Genomic DNA, 20,035 nt, shown 5'->3' with positions numbered 1-20,035 from the left:
GCAGAAGCAGAAGCAGAAGCAGAAGCAGAAGCAGAAGCAGAAGCAGAAGCAGAAGCAGAAGCAGAAGCAGAAGCAGAAGCAGAAGCAGAAGCAGAAGCAGAAGCAGAAGCAGAAGCAGAAGCAGAAGCAGAAGCAGAAGCAGAGCCACAAGCCCCTCGCGTTCAAGAACAAGAAAAACCAACAGAGAGCTTCTTTGCGCGATTAAAACGTAGCCTCGCAAGAACCAAAGCCAATATTGGTGCAGGGTTCTTTGGTCTGTTCAAAGGCAAGAAAATTGATGATGAGCTTTTTGAAGAGCTTGAAGAGCAGTTATTGATTGCCGATGTGGGTATGGATACCACGCTCAAAATTATTGAAAACCTGACTGAGAAAGCATCACGTGGAGATTTGAAAGACGGTGAAGCACTGTATGGTTTGCTCAAGGAAGAAATGGCCGAGATCTTGTCTCATGTTGAGCAGCCATTGGAAGTGGACAGCAGCAAAACGCCGTACGTGATCTTAATGGTTGGCGTAAATGGTGTTGGTAAAACCACAACTATCGGTAAACTGGCGAAACAATTCCAAGCTCAAGGCAAGAAAGTTATGCTGGCTGCTGGTGATACATTCCGCGCGGCCGCTGTTGAGCAGCTTCAAGTATGGGGTGAGCGCAACAATGTTCCAGTTATTGCGCAGCACACTGGCGCTGATAGTGCATCAGTGATTTACGATGCCATTGAAGCAGCCAAAGCACGTGGTGTGGATGTAGTGATCGCAGATACGGCTGGCCGCTTGCAGAACAAAGCCAACCTGATGGAAGAGCTACGTAAGATCGTACGAGTGATGAAGAAAATTGATGACTCTGCGCCGCACGAAATCATGCTGACGTTGGATGCGGGCACGGGCCAAAATGCCATTAGCCAAGCAAAACTATTTAGCGATGTGGCACCGTTAACCGGGATCACGTTGACCAAGCTTGATGGTACGGCAAAAGGTGGAGTGATTTTTGCCATTGCAGATCAGTTCAGCATTCCAATTCGCTACATCGGTGTAGGTGAAGGAATTGATGATTTGCGTCCATTCGAAACACAAGAATTTATCGATGCGTTATTTAGTCGAGAAGAATAAAAAAGAAAGCCTAGCTTTCAAAAAAACAACAGCTCTTTAAGAGGTATTACGGGTGATTAAGTTTCAGCAAGTGAGTAAGGCTTATCGCGGTGGCCGTCAGGCACTGCAAAAAGTAGATTTTCACCTCCGCCGAGGTGAAATGGCCTTTCTGGGGGGACATTCTGGAGCAGGTAAAAGTACCTTGCTCAAGTTGATCTGTGCGATTGAGCGTCCCACTGATGGCAAAGTGAGCTTCAATGGCCACGACATTACTCGTATACCTGCTAAAGATGTGCCTTTTCTACGTCGTAATATCGGCATTGTATTTCAGGATCACCGTTTGTTGATGGATCGTAGTGTCTATGACAACGTGGCGCTACCGATGCGCATTGAATCCATTTCTGAAAATGAAATCAAACGTCGTGTCTCTGCAGCTTTAGATAAAACGGGCTTACTGGATAAAGCGCGGTGTTTACCAAGCCAGTTATCGGGTGGTGAACAGCAGCGTGTGGGGATTGCACGTGCGGTCGTGAACCGACCGACGTTGCTGTTGGCTGATGAACCGACAGGTAACCTTGACCCAGACTTATCCACCCGTGTACTAAAACTATTTGAAGAGTTTAATCGTGCGGGAGTCACTATCCTTTTAGCAACGCACGATTTAGGGTTAGTAAATACTCGCCCACAGTATCGCCACTTTGAATTAAATCAGGGCTTTTTAAGTGAGGTAGAAGACTATGGCTGCTAATGTTCGTAATAAAAATGCAGCTAAAGGTCGCGTTGCAAACAAAGCCAAAACAGATGGCTTTTGTAAAGTTCACCTAAAGCAAGCGAAAGCATCGTTTTCCTCTATGTGGGTCCGCCCTCTTGGCAACATTTTAACATTGGCCGTGATCTCAATGGCATTGGCCATGCCCGCTTGTTTGTATTTACTTGGAAAGAATGTGGCGGCTGCCTCGGTCAATGTAACTAGCCCTTCGCAGATCAGCGCTTATATAAAAGAGCAAACACCTGAGCCTCGCATCATGGTGATGAAAGATGAACTCGAGAGTTTGCAAGAAGTGGCGGCGGTTGATTACATCTCGCCACAGCAAGGGTTAGAGGATCTTAGCCAATATTCAGGCTTTGAGCATGCGATTTCATTGCTTGATGATTATGCGTTGCCTGGGGTGTTGATCATCACCCCAAGTAGCGAAGATAAAACAATGATAAAAGCACTGGCGCATAAAGTGCGTCAGGAAGAAGCGATCAGTGATGTACGTTTAGATGAAGACTGGCTAGCGCGCTTGGATGCGATTCGGACTTTAGTGAGTACTATTGTGCTCTCTCTGTCTATTTTGATGCTGGTCTCGGTGTTTTTAATTGTTGGCAATACATTGCGTTTCAACGTTCTTGCGAACAAAGAAGAGATCCAAACCATGAAGCTGATCGGTGCGACTGACAGCTACATTTTGCGCCCTTACCTGTATTCGGGGATGTGGTTTGGTGTGTTAGGGGCTTTTGTTGCTTGGTTGCTGACCGCGGTGATCACCATCGTGTTGAACAACAGTGTGGAACAACTTGCTTTGTTGTATGACAGTCGCTTCCGTTTGATCGGTTTGAGCTGGGATGAATCACTGCTGCTTTTGATCATCGGTACTTTTTTAGGTTGCTTAGCGGCGAAGGTCTCTGCTCAGCGCCATTTAAAAGAGATTGAACCTGTTTAGTCTTACGGGGTCTTATCTCTTGAAAAACGCGGTTGCTGCCGTATACTTTTTCGCTTCAACCACCAAATATCAACTCTAGACAAGGTTGAAACTTGAAACCGGTTCATTTTAGGTTCAAGATTGGTGGGTTAAATTGTAGTCCAGATCAGATATTGATGAGGAATTGAATGACTAACCAAGCGTATCCAATGGCTGTAGTTACACAAGATAGCTTAGATAGCTATATTCGCTCAGTGAACAGTTACCCAATGCTGACCGTTGACGAAGAACGTGAACTGGCTGAGCGATTGCATTACAACGGCGAGATTGACGCGGCGAAAGGGTTGATCCTATCTCACCTTCGCTTTGTTGTGCATGTGGCTCGTGGTTATTCTGGTTATGGTTTGCCAATGGCAGACTTAGTTCAGGAAGGTAACATTGGTCTGATGAAAGCGGTGAAACGCTTTAACCCTGAAGTCGGCGTTCGTTTGGTGTCGTTTGCAGTGCACTGGATCAAAGCAGAGATCCATGAGTACGTACTACGTAACTGGCGCATTGTGAAAATTGCGACAACCAAAGCACAACGTAAACTGTTCTTCAATTTACGCAAATCGAAAAAGCGTCTAGGTTGGTTTAATAACGGTGAAGTTGAAACTGTTGCCAAAGAACTTGGTGTTGAGCCTTCTGAAGTTCGTGAAATGGAATCGCGCCTAGCAGCTCAAGATGCTACGTTTGAGCTTTCTGTGGATGATGATGATTCAGGCACGTCTTACACCGCTCCAATGCTGTATTTGGAAGATAAAGCGTCTGACGTAGCTGAGAATGTCGAAGCCTCAAACTGGGAAGCGCACACCAATAATCGTTTAGGCTTAGCGTTAGCAAGTTTAGATGACCGTAGCCAACATATTGTGCGCTCACGTTGGTTGGATGATCAAAAAGCCACGCTACAAGAACTGGCTGAAACCTACGGTGTATCTGCAGAGCGAATTCGTCAGCTAGAAAAGAATGCGATGAAGAAATTGAAAATGGCGGTTGGTGAGTTCTAACTTGTTATAAATCGCAATTGAATATCGAAAGCCGAGATCATTTGATCTCGGCTTTTTTGTTTGGGATCGAAAAATGGGATCTCATTTTGGTAGCTTGCCTGTGGGTAACTCTGTGGTAAATTTCTTTGTCAGCTGTCAGAAAGTCGGGTGTATAAAGGATTTGAGCTTATGGTTTAATGGGGATATGTTTTCATTTACACACATTTAAATAAGGATCATCACAACATATTGTGGATCCAATATGCCAAAAACACTTTATCAACGTAATCCACAAATTTATCCACAGATGGCGAATAAATGATCGCTGGTGGATAACCTTAGTGTTGCCGTGTACTTGTGTGGCTTTGGATAGGTTACAATGGCAGCAATAAAAAAACATGATAAATGAGAAGGTAAATGGACCAGTTTAAACATATTGACGTGCAAGGTGCTCATAGCATGTTAATCGATGATGAGGCGCGTTTAGTGGATATTCGTGACCCTCAGTCATTTGCGGTATCACACCCAACATCCGCTTTCCATCTGACCAATGACACTATTGTCAGCTTTATGGAAGATATTGAATTTGATCAACCCATATTGGTGATGTGTTATCACGGCGTGAGTAGTCAAGGAGCCGCACAATATTTGGTTAATCAAGGATTTGAAGAGGTGTATAGTGTCGATGGTGGCTTTGAAGCTTGGCATCGTGCTGGCTTACCCACAGAATCAGTATAGAGAGCAGTTATGATTAAATTGATCACCTTAACTAACCCAAGAATGGCTCAAGCCTTTATTGATTATATGGCATCGCGTCAGATCGATATTAAGATGATGCCTGAAGGAGGTGGTCAGTTTGCTCTTTGGTTGACGGATGGGCAACATCAAATAGAAGCGGAAGCTGAGCTGAAGCACTTTCTTCAAGAGCCGACAGCGAAAAAATATCAAGCCGCATCTTGGGATGTGGCAGATAGCCGCAAGGCGCAATTCCGTTATCGCTCTCCCAGCATGCTAGACATGGTCAAAGCTAAAGCCGGCCCATTCACTTTGTTTGTGATGGGGTTGTGTTTATTCATTTTTGCATTGCAACAATTTGGTATGGCAGAGCCTGTTTTTGCTGCTTTACATTTTCCAGCTTATGAAGGGCAGCAATGGCAGCTTTGGCGCTGGGTTACCCATGCGATATTACATTTCTCGGTCATCCATATTGCGTTTAACCTTTTATGGTGGTGGCAACTGGGGGGCGATATTGAAAAGAAACTTGGCTCCGGACGATTGCTTAAATTATTCCTTCTTTCTGCCGCACTTTCTGGTGCAGGGCAATACTGGGTAGAAGGGGCGAATTTTGGCGGTTTATCCGGTGTGGTTTATGCGTTAGTTGGCTACTTGTGGGTATTGGGAGCAAGAGCGCCACAACTGGGATTGTCGATGCCGAAACCTGTGATTGGTTTTATGTTAGTTTGGCTTATTTTGGGTTTCGTTCAGCCCTTTATGGCCATCGCCAATACGGCACACCTTGCCGGCTTGCTTGCTGGCGTCGGGATAGGTTTTCTGGATGCGAGTCGATGGAGTAAAAGTTAAAAAAGCGGCTAAGCCGCTTTTTTGTTGCTGTCTTATTGATAGAGGTACTTGGTAAACAGCAAATCAGCAATGATGGTTCGTCCAGTTTCAGGTAGAAGGGCAGAGTTGAGCTGCTCGACTAAGGTTTTACGTAGATCTTCCCGGCCTGATAATGACTTAATGGTATCTTCCGATTGCTGACCAAGCAGCTCAATCACGGCATCGCGGATGAGTGGCTGGTGTAATTCGATGATGGGTAAATCGGCAGCGCTGGCTACCATAATATCGATACGCACCTGAATGTAGCCGAGTTTTTTTCCTTTGGTGTGGAAGTTGGTTGTGAGATCTGGCTCCAAAGTAAAGTAAGCCAGTTGTGGCGTTCCTTCTTCTTCAGCCAGTGTAGGGAGGCTCATAAGCAAGCTTAGAGCAACAAATATTTGGACTAAGTAACGTTTAAACATATTTCTATCTTTTCTTTCTTTGAATCGCGATACTCGAATCGCCCGAGTCTTGTTACAATAGAGCATCTATTTGTAATAAAACTGCATAAGCACTTGATGCGGCGGCTATAACTAAAGATCGAAGTATTATTGTACGATGATAAAGCTGCTTATTGAATACTAGTATGAATCAATTGATTTCGCTTTATTTATCAGCGTTACGGAATGTAACTTGGCAACAACCTGATAAGTTTAGCTTTCCTTCGCCAATTTCGGAAAATTGGTTATTAGAACAGGGCTCGTTGTCACGTTTATTGGAGTCCCATTGTCACTCTTTAGGTGTGGATTTACTGCACAACAAAACGGTGAAGGCTCAAAAACTTAATCCTGAAGAAGTTGGGTTGTTGTCGAGAGAAGATTGTTTGCTGCGCAAAGTGGTGTTGCAAGGTGATCATGAACCTTGGGTCTTAGGACGAACATTGATCCCGCAATCCTCACTGCAAGGACAGGCGTTTGATCTCACAAAGCAAGGTAAAATACCACTTGGTTTGACAGTGTTTAGCGTAGATAACGTTAAACGCGATGCACTCCAAGTCGGGGTTGTTTCTACCGCGGAAGGGGATCTATTAGCTCGTCGTTCACGTTTATGGATGAATGACAAACCGATGTTAGTCGCTGAACTATTTTTACCTGCAGCACCGATTTACTCTAAGGAGAGAGTGTAAATGACAACGACCAAAGCACGCGCATATTGGCAGTTGATGCGCATGGATAAGCCGATCGGTTCGTTGTTGTTGCTATGGCCAACATTGTGGGCCCTCATTTTAGCAGCGGAAGGAATACCTGACCTGAAAGTGTTGCTGGTGTTTGTGCTTGGTGTTCTCTTTATGCGTTCCGCCGGTTGTGTGATTAACGACTTTGCCGATCGCAAAGTAGACGGTCATGTTAAAAGAACGAAGGGGCGTCCATTACCATCAGGGCGTGTCAGCTCAAAAGAGGCGATTGGGTTATTTTTGTTTTTAGCCATTGCCTCATTTTTGTTAGTGCTCACGATGAATAGTCTCACTATCCAGCTGTCTTTTGCGGGGATTGTATTGGCGTTTATCTACCCATTTATGAAGCGTTTTACCCATCTTCCGCAGCTTTTTCTGGGGCTAGCTTTTAGTTGGTCGATCCCGATGGCTTGGGCCGCGCAGGCGAATGAATTACCGTTAACGGTGTGGTTTGTCTTTATAATTAATGCCATTTGGACCATTGCCTATGACACTCAATACGCGATGGTTGATCGCGATGATGATGTAAACATTGGTATCAAATCAACGGCGATTTTGTTTGGGCGTTTTGACAAGATGATCATTGGCGGCCTGCAATTAATCACATTGACTATGTTGATTGCGTTAGGAAACTGGTACCAATTAGGGGCAAGTTATTACTGGAGTTTGCTCATTGTCGGGGCGTTGTTCGTCTATCAGCAGCATCTTATCCGCCACCGAGAGCGTCAACTCTGCTTTCAAGCGTTCCTCAATAACAACTATGTCGGAATGGTCGTTGCGGCTGGTTTGTTGATTGCATTTTGGTAATACAAGATAAAAAGAAAAGGCATCCATTGGATGCCTTTTTTTGTATTAGCTGGATTGACAGACACTTTCCTGAATCGTGAGCCGTACTTCAGGGTACAGACTGCTATAAAGCAGGTTGGCTAGCATCTGGCATTTATCCCGATCACTGTTCCCATCACTATCAAGGTAAGCCTGCTGTTTCAGGGTCGTAAACATAGATGAGAACACGCCCTTATCAAAGAACTCAGGTGCGTTGATACCATGCAAGCGACCAAGACGCTGTGCAATATCTTGACTCTTCTGCTCTAGATCGGACTTACCCAGATCAGGGTTATTGACCAACAAGTTAAGTGCAATTGCATAGCGTTGTAAGGTTTCTGAAATAGTGCGGCCAAGCAACATCAAAACTTGGGTATTGGCTTGGTTAATCGCGACATGGGTAGCATCAACCGTCACTAAACCTTGGTGCGCTAATTCAAGTAAGTAAGCTTCAACGACATCATCGAGTTGTTGTTCATCAATGCCAAGAAACAGCTCTTGCTTAAGGAATGGATAAATCAATGCGATATTGGCTTTAATTTGCTCCAACGTCAGCTTTTGCTGGCGGATCAGCATTTGTGCTATCAGCGATGGAATGGCCAATAGGTGAATGATGTTATTGCGGTAGTAGGTCATCAGGATCGACTGGTTACGATCAAGTGACACGATATCCCCCATGGTATCGGACTCGATGACGAACTTATCGAGGGATTCTGCGTGTTGTACTAAGGCTTCTGCATCTTCACTAGGTACGGTATATGTACTGGAGTAGGGCACATTTCTCAGCAACGAAAGGTAGCAGTCGATTTGGTTGACTAAGCTATCGCGCGACAAAGCACGTTGGCGAGATGCAAGTAGGGCTGTTGCACATAAGGTCAACGCATTGGTTGCTGCGGCATCATTGATGTGTGTCATCATCTTATTAGCTAGGTCATTGACCACTGGTGTTAGCCATTGTGGTTTAGTGCCACCCATCGGATCGATGTCTTTGGTCCACTCAGGTGCTGCCTCATTTAAGTACTGATTCAGTGGAATAGGTTCACCAAAGTTAACATAGCCTTGGCCAAAGTTACGTAGCTTGCGGATAGTACGTAGCACTAAGCTGGCATTTTCTTTCTCTTTACGTTTACCACGAAGCTCTTTGGCGTAAGTGCCCACTTCCATAACATGTTCATAGCCAATATAAACCGGCACCAATGTGACTGGGCGATTTAAACCACGCAGCATGGCTTGGATCGTCATCGCCAGCATGCCAGTTTTGGCTTGTAGCAGACGGCCAGTGCGTGAACGGCCACCTTCACTGAAGTATTCAACGGAATAACCTTTACTAAACAGCTCCGCCAAATATTCACGGAAAATTGTTGAGTACAGCTTATTACCCTTGAAACTACGGCGAATAAAGAAGGCACCGCCACGGCGGAAAATAGGGCCGGCAGGGAAGAAATTGAGGTTAATCCCAGCGGCAATGTGTGGTGGGACCATGCCTTCGCGATACAAAACATAAGAAAGCAATAAGTAGTCCATGTGACTACGATGACATGGCACGTAAACAATTTCGTGACCATCTTGTGCAAGCTTGCGTACCGTTGACGCATTGGTGATGTTCAGGCCTTGGTAAATCCGATTCCAAAGCCAGCCTAATAGGCGCTCGCCATTTTTAATCAGTGAATATGAAAAGTCTGCGGCGATCTCATCCATGATAGCGTGCGCTTCTTTGCGCACTTTATCGATTGGAATGTCTTTGGCATTAGCTTCATCTCGGATCGCTTTTTCGATCGCCTCTGATTTCATCAAACGTTTAAATAGCGCTTGGCGACTGGGTAAGTTTGGTCCAGAAGCGGCTAATTTTTGACGAGAAAAGTGAATGCGTGCGACTCGCGCTAGTTTATGCGCGATAGTGCTGTCAGTGCCGTGAGAATCGGCCATATAACGCAGTGAGACCACAGGGCTGATACGCACTAAACAATCGCGCCCAGAAAGCATAACTGCCTTGGCTTTTTGAGGGCCATTTAATGCTTGTAGGTAAGGTTTGTGTTGCTCTTCTTTACCGGGTTTACGCCCCCATAAAACCGTTGTTGGCAGCACTTGTACATCAAGCTCACTATCGTATTGGTGTAGCTCAAGCAGTTCAGAAAATAGCGTGATGGATTCATTAGGCGCATCATTATCATCGTTCATGACGGTGGAACGTGATGAAGTGAAAACATAACGATCGAAGCGTTTACCATTAATTTCGACAGGTTCTAATGGATCCGGTAACCCAAGCTGTGCAACTTGAGATTGCAAGGTCAACAAGTCAACACTGGAGCGATATGGCAGTGCGTAAATAATGGGCTTGTTTATATCAATACTATGATCTTCAATAGGATTTGAAGGAATGGCCGTTCCCTTAACCATAACTGACAACGGCAGTTTTAGCAGTGAACGTGAAAATGATTGTCCGGACGACATAAGGTTCTTAGCCTCAAACTCGTATTACACTCAGGCCCATGTAATTAGTTATGACACAAAATGGGCGCAGGTACTGTGATTTTTAGCCGGCAAGGATAACAGAAACTGGTCCAACCTTTTACTTCTAATTGCGCATGAATGCGTCAATTTAACAAGACTTAATTAAAAAGAGAGAATTACGTGCCCGTAAAAAATATTCACGGTTTAAAAAGACTACGTAATGCAGTTCGCTATTCTTGGTTAGGATTGAAAGCCGCATTTGCTAATGAGCCCGCATTTCGCGAAGAGATTGTTTTAGCTTCATTGATGATACCGGTGGCATTTTGGCTTGATGTCACTCAAATAGAACGCATTCTATTGATAGGAACCGTATTTCTGGTGCTTATCATAGAATTGGTGAACAGTGCGATTGAAGCGGTGGTGGATAGGGTCAGTGAAGAGCACCATGAACTCTCTGGTCGAGCGAAAGACATGGGGTCAGCTGCGGTCATGATGAGCATGATAGTGACTGGCTACACGTGGTTCGAAATCATCATTCTCTAGTACGAATTGCAATGTGATTCAAAAAATAACCGATTGGCTTTTCATTTATCCAATTACTGGATATACTCACAGTTAACTGTATAAAAAGACAGGTGACTTATGAAGCCGTTGACGCCCCGCCAACAACAAGTATTCGACTTAATTAAAGGTAAGATCGAAGATACAGGAATGCCGCCAACACGTGCTGAGATCGCTCGTGAACTGGGCTTCCGCTCTGCTAATGCTGCTGAAGAGCACCTGAAAGCGTTAGCTCGTAAACAAGTAATTGAAATAATTCCTGGTGCCTCTCGTGGTATCCGTATCTTACTGGATGACGCTGCGAACGATGATGAAGGTTTGCCGCTTATCGGACAGGTTGCTGCTGGTGAACCGATTTTAGCCCAAGAGCATGTGGAAACACATTATCAAGTGGATCCGTCGATGTTCAAACCGCAAGCGGATTTCTTACTGCGAGTTAACGGTGAAAGTATGAAGAACATCGGTATTATGGATGGTGATTTACTTGCCGTACATAAGACTCAAGACGTTCGTGATGGTCAAGTTGTGGTGGCTCGTGTCGAAGATGATGTCACTGTAAAGCGTTTAGAGCGTAAAGGCTCGACCATTTTACTTCATGCTGAAAACGAAGAGTTTGAACCGATTAAAGTCGACCTAACGTGTCAGGATGTGACGATTGAAGGCTTGGCCGTTGGTATTATTCGTAACACGGACTGGATGTAATTCATTCTGCTTATCAATGTAGTCTTTCTCGCTTGATAATCTAATTGATATTCATTATCATCTTCTTTCTGCTATGGACGGAAGATGATAATGGTTACTCAGAAAACGATTTCCAATCGTCGCTATCAAATACCTGCAAACCTATTGCAGCCATTGTGGTTTCGAAGCCGTGAAAGCCTTGTTGATGATGGCTTGGTTTACGACCCAATTGCAGCTCGTGCTTGCCAGCGTTGCGACTTGGCTCCTGAATGTTTATCTGGCGATATTGACCAAAAACAACTTCTGCATGCAACACTCACTCAACTGTGCGATCAACAGTTAACCTCATTCTTGTCTCAAAACCCCGAAGCCTGGATCATTAATGTCGGCGCGGGTTTAGACACGCGTTTTTATCGTGTTGATAATGGTCGTTGCCATTGGTTAGAGCTGGATGTAACAGAGAATCTGCTTTGGCGACAAAAGTTATTCCATAAAAGCGAGCGCTATCATCACCAGTGTGGCAGTGTGAGTGATATAAGTTGGCTTGAAACCCTCCCCGTGCCCGAGCACGCCACAGTGATGATAGTGTGTGAGCATGCGTTGCTCGATTGTAATGAACAAGGTGTTGCCCAGTTTATTCAGGCGCTTGGCCGCCATTTTGTCAATGCGACGGCTTGTTTGGTGCTTGCTGGGGATATGTCTGCCAGTAAGCTTGGACAAAAAATGGGTTCCGGTAGCTATGCTCATGGTTATCAGCATCCCGGTGATGCTGCGTTGAATTATTTACCATGGGCGAAATGGTCAAAAACATTTTCCCCGCTAGAGCGTGACTGTGGACGCTGGAAACTGTGGCAGCGTTGGCTGACAAAGTTTACCTTTCTTAAACAAAGATTAACCCCGGTTTTGGTTCAGCTTAGCTGGTGATCCGGTTACACTTTGCACTCTGTTTTCGCAAAGAGTGTTAATGTGTCCATTCTCTATACCCTTTCCGATCGTATGATGCACAAACGTGTGCTCATGCTCGCGATCCCGATGGTCTTATCCAACATTACGGTGCCTTTGCTTGGTTTGGTTGATGCTGCGGTTATTGGCCATTTAGAGCATGCATGGTACTTAGGAGGTGTCGCCTTAGGCAGTACCCTGATCAGCGTAACGTTTTGGCTGCTCGGATTCTTGCGTATGTCGACCACTGGCTTAACCGCACAGAGCTATGGCGCTGATAATAAGCAACAACTTGGTTTGGTGTTAATCCAAGGTTTGGTCATGGCTCTAGGATTTGCAGCTTTTTTTCTCCTGATCCATCAATGGCTGGCTCAAGGGATCTTTTCGTTTAGTGATGCCAGTGAACAAGTCAAACATTACGGTCAACAATATTTTGCGATACGTGTATGGAGTGCGCCCGCTGCATTAGCCAATTTTGTATTATTGGGCTGGCTACTGGGAACGCACAACGCTAAAGCGCCGATGTGGATGGTGATCATTTCTAACCTTACCAATATTGTGCTCGATGTGTTGTTTGTGATTGGGCTGGGTTGGAAAGTGGAAGGAGCCGCACTCGCTTCTGTGATTGCTGATTATTCTGGGTTCGCATTTGGGCTTATCTGTGCGTATCGAATTTGGCAGCGTAAAGGTATCCCATCGTTTGTCTCTCTGCTTCCACTGGTAGGTCGAGATATTGCCCGTTTTGTAAGGCTAAACCGCGATATCTTCCTACGTTCGCTCTGCCTTCAAGCCACGTTTAGCTTCATGACTTTTCAGGGAGCCAGCTTTGGTGACGAAGTCGTGGCAGCAAATGCGGTGTTGATGAGTTTTCTGATGATGATCAGCTATGGCATGGATGGGTTTGCTTATGCGATGGAAGCTTTAGTGGGTAAAGCTGTGGGTTCCAACAATAAAAAAGAGCTGAGTAGCGCGATGTTGGGAACGGCATTTTGGAGCTTGATCATTTGTTTAGGGCTTACTTTGGTGTTTGGGTTTGCGGGCTCGCAGTTAATCTCTGTTATCACCAATATCGAGCTTGTTCAGCTCCAAGCCGAAATGTATCTGCCTTGGTTGGTCGCAATGCCACTGATTTCCATGTGGTGCTTTTTATTGGATGGGGTATTTGTGGGGGCAACCAAAGGTAAAGAAATGCGTAATAGTATGTTTGTCGCAACTTGCAGCTTCTTTGCGATCTTTTATCTGTACTCCGATTGGGGGAATCATGCGCTGTGGTTGGCGATGCTGAGCTTTATGGCGATGCGAGGTTTTGGGCTTGCGGTGGTCTTGAACTCCCAATGGCGTAGAGGCGCATTTGTATAGAGAAATGAAAACGCAGCCAAGGCTGCGTTTTCTTTATCTACTTAAAACAATCGATTTAGGCCATTGAGAGCGGCAACACGATAGGCTTCGGCCATCGTTGGGTAGTTAAAGGTTGTGTTAACGAAATACTCAATAGTGTTCGCTTCCCCTTTTTGCTCCATGATGGCTTGGCCGATGTGGATGATTTCTGCTGCCCGTTCTCCAAAGCAATGAATGCCGAGAATTTCCTTAGTCTCACGATGGAATAAGAGCTTCAGGCTACCGATGTCTTTACCGGCAATTTGTGCACGTGCAAGGTGTTTGAAGGAAGAGCGGCCAACTTCGTAAGGCACTTTAGCCGCAGTAAGCTCTTGTTCGGTTTTCCCTACAGAGCTGATCTCGGGAATGGTATAAATCCCAGTTGGGATGTCTTCAATTAAGTAACCTTGCGCTTGCCCTTGTGTAATTGCTTGCGCTACAAAGCGCCCTTGATCGTATGCAGCACTGGCAAGGCTTGGGTAACCAATCACATCGCCAACGGCGTAGACATGTTCCACATCCGTTTGGTAATTGGTATTCACTTTCAATTGACCACGAGAGTCCGCATTTAAGCCTACTGCGTCTAGGTTCAGCTTATCAGTATTACCTGTGCGGCCATTCGCGTAAAGCAGGCAATCGGCACGCATTTTCTTACCTGATTCCAAATGAATGATGACGCCATCGTCTGTACCTTCAATTTTCTCGTAGGTTTCATCATTTCGAATCACCACGCCACTGTTCCAGAAGTGGTAAGACAAGGCGTCAGATACTTCATTATCCAGAAAAGCTAAAAGGCGGTCACGGGTATTGATAAGGTCGGTTTTTACCCCAAGGCCACGGAAAATAGAGGCGTACTCACAACCGATCACCCCAGCGCCGTAAATGATGATGTGGCGAGGATCATGCTTGAGGCTAAGTATCGAATCACTGTCATAGATTCGCTCATGAAGGAAATCGACATCAGCGGGCTGGTAAGGACGAGAGCCCGTTGCGATGACGAAACGATCGGCGGTGTATAGCTCTTCCGTGCCATCACTTTGTGTCACCGCTACTGAGTATTTGTCGGTAAAACGAGCGGTGCCAAAAATTAAGGCGCATTGGTTACGGTCATAGAAGCCCTGCCTTAAACGCGTCTGTTTATCGATTACGGATTTTGCGTGTCCGAGAATATTCGAAAAGGTGGAGTGTAGGCTGGTATTGTTATGGCAAAACAGAGGGTTATTGTTGAATTCGATGATTCGGCTGACGGCATGACGCAGTGCTTTCGACGGAATCGTCCCCCAGTGAGTACATCCACCGCCAACACTGCTTTCTTTTTCAATGATGGCTACGTTTAATCCCGCTTTGGTTAATCCCATCGCTGCCCCCTCACCACCGGGGCCACTACCAATTACGATTACATCAAAGTGGTTGCTCTGAGCCATATGTCTATCCTTGTTATATTGCGTTAACATTGCTTTAGCGAGATTTTAACTCATTTACTCTAGTGGTAAATGGCAAGCAAACCAGAGAGTCGAGCGGATCACGTAGAAGATGTGAAATGTGGGAGATCACAACTTGCAGTTATTTGATCAGCGATGGAATAATGGAGGCAAATTGCTGAACTGTCGCTGGCTCACTGTTTTTGGTTATATGCCAATAGGTAAATCGCGCTATAGTAGCGGCTAGTTATTGAAGAAAAAGAAATTGTATCTATGAAATCCATGGGCATTCGCGCACAACAAAAAGAAAAAACGCGTCGTTCTCTGATTGATGCGGCATTTCGTCAATTGAGTGCCGATCGTAGCTTTTCTAATCTAAGCTTACGAGAAGTCGCCAGAGAAGCCGGTATCGCTCCTACTTCCTTTTACCGCCATTTCAAAGATATGGATGAATTAGGGTTAACCATGGTTGACGAGGGCGGGTTGTTGCTGCGTCAACTAATGCGCCAGGCTCGTCAACGTATTGTGAAAGAGGGCAGTGTGATTAGAACGTCAATAGAAACGTTCATGGAATTCATTGAAAGCAGCCCAAATGTGTTTCGATTATTGTTGCGAGAGCGCTCTGGCACTTCAGCGGATTTTCGTGCCGCTGTTGCAAGAGAGATACAACACTTTGTTGCAGAATTGACAGAGTACTTAATTAGTACCGGAACAACCCGAGATGAAGCTTATACCCAAGCAGAAGCTTCGGTAACCTTAGTCTTCAGCTCTGGGGCAGAAGCTTTAGATTTAGATCGACGTGAGCGCGATGAACTCGCTGAACGTTTGATCATGCAGTTGCGAATGATAGCCAAAGGGGCTTATTGGTATCGCAAAGAACGTGAACGAAACCGATTAAAAGGCGGATTAGATTAATGTCGAACGAAATTAACCAAGTTAATCGTGGCTCAGAGAAGAAAACCTTAGTACTGGCCGTGATTGCCGGTATGTGTGGCGATGCGCTACTGTCATGGTTAACCATGAGTGAAGTGTCTTTCTCTATTTTCCCATTGATCGCTTTAGTACTTTCAGTACAGGCACTTTATCAAGAATACTTACGTAACCCAGTATCAGAGGATATTCCTTTGGTTGGACTGGCTTGCTTCTTTGTTGGCGCATTTGGCCATTCGGCCTTTATTAAGGCGCAATACCCTGATTCAGGATCGAACTTCTTTGCGATTATCGTATCGTTACTGCTTCTTCTCTGGATAGGAAAGAAGATGGGATTTATGTCCCGACCAGCTGAATAAAAAAAATGAGCCGAAAGGCTCATTTTTTATCTGATCTATTTACGTTCCAGTAACACCCCAGCTTCCATATGGTGGGTAAATCGAACCTTTAATCCGTCAAAGTCTATAGAGTTATATTTTTTGAACTTAAAGTAATGATTTTTATTGATTTTTGTGATCGTATTGTCCGGTGAAGTCCAAAGCCGTACAATAGAAACTCGACGTTTGCCGTACCCCACGCCGTACCCAGAGCCGTACCCAGAAATGTAGAGGTTTTCCAACGATGACGAAACGAATCAGTACCAATGCAACGTTGCAAGCATTGAAGCCACAGGATAAGGAATACTCGATCCCCGATAAGAAGGTCGAAGGATTGAACATTCGAGTTCGTCCAACAGGCACAATGACTTGGATCTTTCGTTTTCAAGTAGGGAAGAAACACGAAAAAATCTCTATGGGTCGATACATTAAGATCAAACCAGAGCGCGGGATGACATTGGATCAGGCGCGAAAGGAAGCGGGTCGTTATCGTAGTTGGTTGGAGAATGGTAAGAACCCAAAGGTTGAGTTGGATATCGAGAAACGAGCGCAAGATGAGGCGAAGACCTTTGACGATGCGTTTATTAGCTTCGATGAAAAACGTCTTTCAAAACAGCTTCGTGGTGACCAGTCGAGGACCATTTACTATCGAGATATCAAGCCGATTCTCGGTAGCATCAAATTGGCTGACTTGAGCATATATGACCTCAACCGGGTCTTTGATGCGAAGGTCGATAAAGACGGTAAGCGTATGGCGGGGGCTATCGGGGTTTGTCATAAAATCATCAATCAAGTGATTAACCATGCCCTAGCACTAAATATGCTTGATACTCATCCTGCACCACAGCTGAAAGCAAAAGATGTTGGCGGCGGCTCTAAAGTGACAAAACGTAATTTAAGCTTTTCAGAGTTAAAGATTCTGTTAACGAGTATGCCGTCATGGCGCACAGATCCCTCTAACATTCGTTTAATGCAGTTCTTACTTGGTTGTGGACAGCGAATTAGTGCTGTACTAGAAATGCGTTGGAGTGAGTTAGATTTTGAAGAGGGAACTTGGCTGTTACCAGCCAGCTCAGAAGAACGACACACTAAAAGCCAAGATGCACGTAAAGTGCCTCTAAGTGACTACTTGCTTGCACTTCTAAAAGACCAGCGTGACAGTGTGCCAAGTAAGTGGAAGTTGGTATGGCCCCAGCTAATGGTCGATAAAGTGCAAGAACCTGCGGCAGTACGGGCATTGATCAAACGTAATCTACCTATCGATTTTGAGCGCTTTTCACCTCACGACTTGCGCCGTACCTTTATCAGTCGTTGTAGTGAAATGGGGTTAGATATCGTAGCGATTGAAAAGACAGTCGGCCACCAGCTCCCAGGTATGCTCAGAGTTTATAACCATCATGATTATATCGATGAGCAATTAAAGGTTCTGGAGGCATGGGGTAACAAGTTGCAATCGCTAATGGAAGGGAACGTCCACCCGTTACCTTCAGCTAAGATGGCCTAGTCTTTGCTCTAAGGTAGGGTAATGAACAAAGTAAGGGGAAGAGCTTGTGCGAAGTGCGTATCATCTGGTTAAGATTTAGCTGATGCGCGCCGAGCCTTTTCTCGAAACTGCTTTTGCTTCCATGCCTTCATCATTTTGTGCATGACATCTGTATGGCTGAGCCATTCTTTGTATTCTGTCTTCTTTTTCTCATCTCTTTCAATTGGGTTTCTGAGTTGGCCTTTGTGAAAGGTAAATAAGGTATCCAAGTTCGCGATGTTGATGTTGTAAGTTTGAGAGGTTGTTAGAGGCGGTGGTAGGTGTGGTAACCACTCTAGTTGAGAGGAAATATAGTTAGAGGTCCAAGTATTTTGTTGCTTGTTCTTTGGGTCGATCCAGGAGTAATCAGGACGAAGATCTGATGCAATATACAACCACTTTTCTTTGAGAGTAAGCATGAGTTCTTCTTTGGAACGAGCTGTGACATTCCATTGATCAAAGAAATCTTTAATGAGCGGTAAAGCCTCTGAGCGATGCATAGGTAGTGGATTTAACTTTAAACTTTTGTAATAGTTTGATCTCTTTGAATCAATATAATAAAGACAGTCATCCAGTCTACGTGCGTACCTCAGCCCTGACTCTCTTCCATCGATCTTTAAGGTTCTAGGCGTTGCTAATCTCAGCATTGACCAAACGAAATAGACAATCCTATCGTCTTTTTTATCTATCCAGTCGAACGATTTTTCAGGTATTAAGCTGTCCAACGCTGCTGTATTTAACCTGTTTACCAAGCCTTTAACATCTAGATCTTTACGCATAAAAACCATCGATATTTTACGTTGTAGCTCTCTCTTGTCCTGACAATCTAACCCCATAATCTTGTCGAAATTTTTAGCAAGATAGCCCCAGTAAAACTTTAAGTACCTTTCATCATTAGCCCTGAAAAGGCCAATTTTAGTAAGTGCTTGTTCGCTTGTTATCATTCTTATTCTTCTCTACTAAGTAGTTTTAATGATTATTTTCCGTATTTTATTTACATTTTTATTGTATTCATAATTAGTTAAAAATCGTAGTTAAAAAGTTCCAGAAATAAAATCGATTTGTAAATTTTCACTGGTTTTGGTGGGCTTATACTGCTATTTCTTAAGCTAATGGTCAATTTTATATAGTTTTGTTGTCAATGAATGAATGCCATTTTTATTCTTGAAAAAGGTATTCATTTGATTTGAGCTGATCTGTACAAACTTGTGACAGTGTGATGATGGTAGTGCAAGATGCTTATGAATGAAGGCTCTTAACTCAAATGTACATGAGTATGTTGTTTTAGAAGCAGTAAGACAGTATTGGAAAGAATGATTGAACTATGCAGCTTGTCGTTGGGAAAAAGGGTGCGATGAGTTGTGCTTGTGTTGTACTCATTCCTGAGGATGCAAGGATCATTATCGTGCTCAATGGGTTGTCATTTAACTTGTGAGTGACTTGGATTCGAGATCGGTGGTCTTGTATCGATGTTTTACAGTTTATCACCCTATCTTTGATGGTTACCTGGCGTTTGTTATCCCTGTTGGGTTGGAACTGCGTATGTGGCGATTCTTGTTTTGTCTGTCTGGTTAGTATTATTAGGTATCTGTTGTAACGTCATCCGACTCTACACACACTCAACTTGCACAACTAAAAATAACGGCATCGACCTATCTATGAACCTAAACACAGGAGTAGATAGAAATGAAGGTACGTTCTAGAAAAAACAAAAACCTGAGACTAACCAATAAAAAAACCTTTAGAGGTCATCCCATTCAAACGACTCATGGTGCACTCTGTATTCCGTATCTAGATAGAATTTATGACACTATCGAGCAGGCCCTGGATGCTTACCCGCGTACAATGGCGTTACGAGTTGATCTTCGATTCCCCAAACTTAGAAATGGACAAGAGAAACGCGGAGCAATCACCGATTTTATCCGCTCGCTACAATCTCAGATTGAATATGATGGTCGAAGAAAAGAAAGACATGGACAACGAGTCCATCCTTGTACCGTGAGGTATGTGTGGGTAAGAGAGTGTTGCTCTTCACTGAATGACCATTACCACTTGTTGCTGCTTTTCAACAAAGATCGTTTTAACTGGTTAGGGAAGGCGAGAAACCAACGAGAGAACTTACTTTCTATGATCATAGATGCTTGGGCGAAAGTGGCAGGGGTGGAGTATGATGAAGCCAATGGTTTGGTTTACGTATCCAAAGATCGCTCAGGGGTTCCAGTAGTTCATCGTCTAGATTCCAACTCAAAGTACTTCAATCAACAGTTTGATGATCTATTTGAGCATGGAAGCTATCTTGCAAAAGAAAAAACCAAGCACTTCGGCAACCACCAACGAAACTTTGGCACAAGCCGGAAGTGACCTTACAGTCAGCTCCTGTGG

General features: G+C 44.5%; 20 protein-coding genes. 16 read left to right on the top strand and 4 right to left on the bottom strand.

Features of this window, described 5'->3' with window-relative positions; genetic code table 11:
• The 6 genes from ftsY to glpG all read left to right on the top strand — a co-directional run.
• On the top strand, positions 1–1,104 hold a 1,104-nt coding region (gene ftsY, locus ACQEXU_RS20160), incomplete at its 5' end, for a signal recognition particle-docking protein FtsY (protein WP_427012070.1).
• 52 nt (positions 1,105–1,156) lie between these two features.
• A complete protein-coding gene (gene ftsE / locus ACQEXU_RS20155; protein ID WP_367987547.1) occupies positions 1,157–1,831 on the top strand; it encodes a cell division ATP-binding protein FtsE in 675 nt (224 codons plus the stop codon).
• Entirely contained in the window at positions 1,821–2,789 is a 969-nt protein-coding gene (ftsX, locus tag ACQEXU_RS20150; protein WP_367987546.1) for a permease-like cell division protein FtsX, read from the top strand. Before ftsE ends, ftsX begins: the two co-directional genes overlap by 11 nt.
• Positions 2,790–2,956: 167 nt before the next feature.
• Positions 2,957–3,814, top strand: coding sequence for an RNA polymerase sigma factor RpoH (gene rpoH / locus ACQEXU_RS20145; RefSeq protein ID WP_427012069.1), 858 nt, complete (start codon positions 2,957–2,959; stop codon positions 3,812–3,814).
• 396 nt (positions 3,815–4,210) lie between these two features.
• A complete protein-coding gene (glpE, locus tag ACQEXU_RS20140) occupies positions 4,211–4,531 on the top strand; it encodes a thiosulfate sulfurtransferase GlpE (protein WP_367987544.1) in 321 nt (106 codons plus the stop codon).
• A 9-nt stretch (positions 4,532–4,540) separates the two neighbouring features.
• On the top strand, positions 4,541–5,374 hold the full coding sequence (glpG, locus tag ACQEXU_RS20135) for a rhomboid family intramembrane serine protease GlpG (protein ID WP_427012068.1): 834 nt from the start codon (positions 4,541–4,543) through the stop codon (positions 5,372–5,374).
• A 32-nt stretch (positions 5,375–5,406) separates the two neighbouring features.
• Here the strand turns inward: glpG and ACQEXU_RS20130 are convergent, their stop codons facing one another.
• Entirely contained in the window at positions 5,407–5,814 is a 408-nt protein-coding gene (locus ACQEXU_RS20130; RefSeq protein ID WP_367987542.1) for a flagellar basal body-associated protein FliL, read from the bottom strand.
• A gap of 164 nt (positions 5,815–5,978) precedes the next feature.
• On the opposite strand from ACQEXU_RS20130, the gene ACQEXU_RS20125 reads away from it, so the two are divergent.
• Together ACQEXU_RS20125 and ubiA are read left to right on the top strand one after the other, a co-directional pair.
• Positions 5,979–6,518: a chorismate lyase gene (locus tag ACQEXU_RS20125; protein WP_427012067.1), complete on the top strand. Its 540-nt coding sequence runs from the start codon at positions 5,979–5,981 to the stop codon at positions 6,516–6,518.
• Complete coding sequence (gene ubiA / locus ACQEXU_RS20120; RefSeq protein ID WP_427012066.1) at positions 6,519–7,373, top strand: 4-hydroxybenzoate octaprenyltransferase; 855 nt, start codon at positions 6,519–6,521, stop codon at positions 7,371–7,373. It abuts the gene before it with no gap.
• Between the two features lie 45 nt (positions 7,374–7,418).
• Here ubiA and plsB read toward each other — a convergent pair whose 3' ends face one another.
• Entirely contained in the window at positions 7,419–9,842 is a 2,424-nt protein-coding gene (gene plsB, locus ACQEXU_RS20115) for a glycerol-3-phosphate 1-O-acyltransferase PlsB (protein WP_427012065.1), read from the bottom strand.
• Between the two features lie 180 nt (positions 9,843–10,022).
• On the opposite strand from plsB, the gene ACQEXU_RS20110 reads away from it, so the two are divergent.
• The 4 genes from ACQEXU_RS20110 to dinF all read left to right on the top strand — a co-directional run bounded on the left by ACQEXU_RS20110 (position 10,023) and on the right by dinF (position 13,385).
• Positions 10,023–10,385 carry a diacylglycerol kinase gene (locus tag ACQEXU_RS20110; RefSeq protein ID WP_427012064.1) on the top strand — a complete coding sequence of 121 codons (363 nt, stop codon included), beginning with the start codon at positions 10,023–10,025 and terminating at the stop codon, positions 10,383–10,385.
• A gap of 99 nt (positions 10,386–10,484) precedes the next feature.
• Entirely contained in the window at positions 10,485–11,105 is a 621-nt protein-coding gene (gene lexA / locus ACQEXU_RS20105) for a transcriptional repressor LexA (RefSeq protein ID WP_367987537.1), read from the top strand.
• A gap of 84 nt (positions 11,106–11,189) precedes the next feature.
• On the top strand, positions 11,190–12,008 hold the full coding sequence (locus ACQEXU_RS20100) for a class I SAM-dependent methyltransferase (RefSeq protein WP_427012063.1): 819 nt from the start codon (positions 11,190–11,192) through the stop codon (positions 12,006–12,008).
• Positions 12,009–12,083: 75 nt separating this feature from the next.
• A complete protein-coding gene (dinF, locus tag ACQEXU_RS20095; protein ID WP_427012072.1) occupies positions 12,084–13,385 on the top strand; it encodes an MATE family efflux transporter DinF in 1,302 nt (433 codons plus the stop codon).
• 41 nt (positions 13,386–13,426) lie between these two features.
• On the opposite strand, the gene sthA is transcribed toward dinF, so the two are convergent.
• A complete protein-coding gene (gene sthA, locus ACQEXU_RS20090) occupies positions 13,427–14,857 on the bottom strand; it encodes a Si-specific NAD(P)(+) transhydrogenase (RefSeq protein ID WP_427012062.1) in 1,431 nt (476 codons plus the stop codon).
• A 240-nt stretch (positions 14,858–15,097) separates the two neighbouring features.
• On the opposite strand from sthA, the gene fabR reads away from it, so the two are divergent.
• From fabR to ACQEXU_RS20075, 3 genes are all read left to right on the top strand, one after another.
• On the top strand, positions 15,098–15,739 hold the full coding sequence (gene fabR / locus ACQEXU_RS20085; protein ID WP_367987534.1) for an HTH-type transcriptional repressor FabR: 642 nt from the start codon (positions 15,098–15,100) through the stop codon (positions 15,737–15,739).
• On the top strand, positions 15,739–16,113 hold the full coding sequence (locus ACQEXU_RS20080) for a YijD family membrane protein (RefSeq protein WP_367987533.1): 375 nt from the start codon (positions 15,739–15,741) through the stop codon (positions 16,111–16,113). The genes fabR and ACQEXU_RS20080 overlap by 1 nt, the downstream gene beginning before the upstream one ends.
• 262 nt (positions 16,114–16,375) lie before the next feature.
• Positions 16,376–17,635: a tyrosine-type recombinase/integrase gene (locus tag ACQEXU_RS20075; RefSeq protein ID WP_427012061.1), complete on the top strand. Its 1,260-nt coding sequence runs from the start codon at positions 16,376–16,378 to the stop codon at positions 17,633–17,635.
• A 68-nt stretch (positions 17,636–17,703) separates the two neighbouring features.
• Here the strand turns inward: ACQEXU_RS20075 and ACQEXU_RS20070 are convergent, their stop codons facing one another.
• On the bottom strand, positions 17,704–18,597 hold the full coding sequence (locus ACQEXU_RS20070) for a hypothetical protein (protein WP_427012060.1): 894 nt from the start codon (positions 18,595–18,597) through the stop codon (positions 17,704–17,706).
• A gap of 742 nt (positions 18,598–19,339) precedes the next feature.
• Between ACQEXU_RS20070 and ACQEXU_RS20065 the strand changes: the two genes are divergently transcribed.
• On the top strand, positions 19,340–20,014 hold the full coding sequence (locus ACQEXU_RS20065) for an inovirus Gp2 family protein (protein WP_043036012.1): 675 nt from the start codon (positions 19,340–19,342) through the stop codon (positions 20,012–20,014).
• The last annotated feature ends 21 nt before the right edge of the window (positions 20,015–20,035 follow it).

Origin of the sequence: Vibrio sp. TRT 21S02 (assembly GCF_050113675.1) — a bacterium.
In the GTDB taxonomy this organism is placed as follows: domain Bacteria; phylum Pseudomonadota; class Gammaproteobacteria; order Enterobacterales; family Vibrionaceae; genus Vibrio.
Note: the sequence above shows the minus strand (reverse complement) of the source record. Positions and strands in the feature narration are given on the sequence as shown.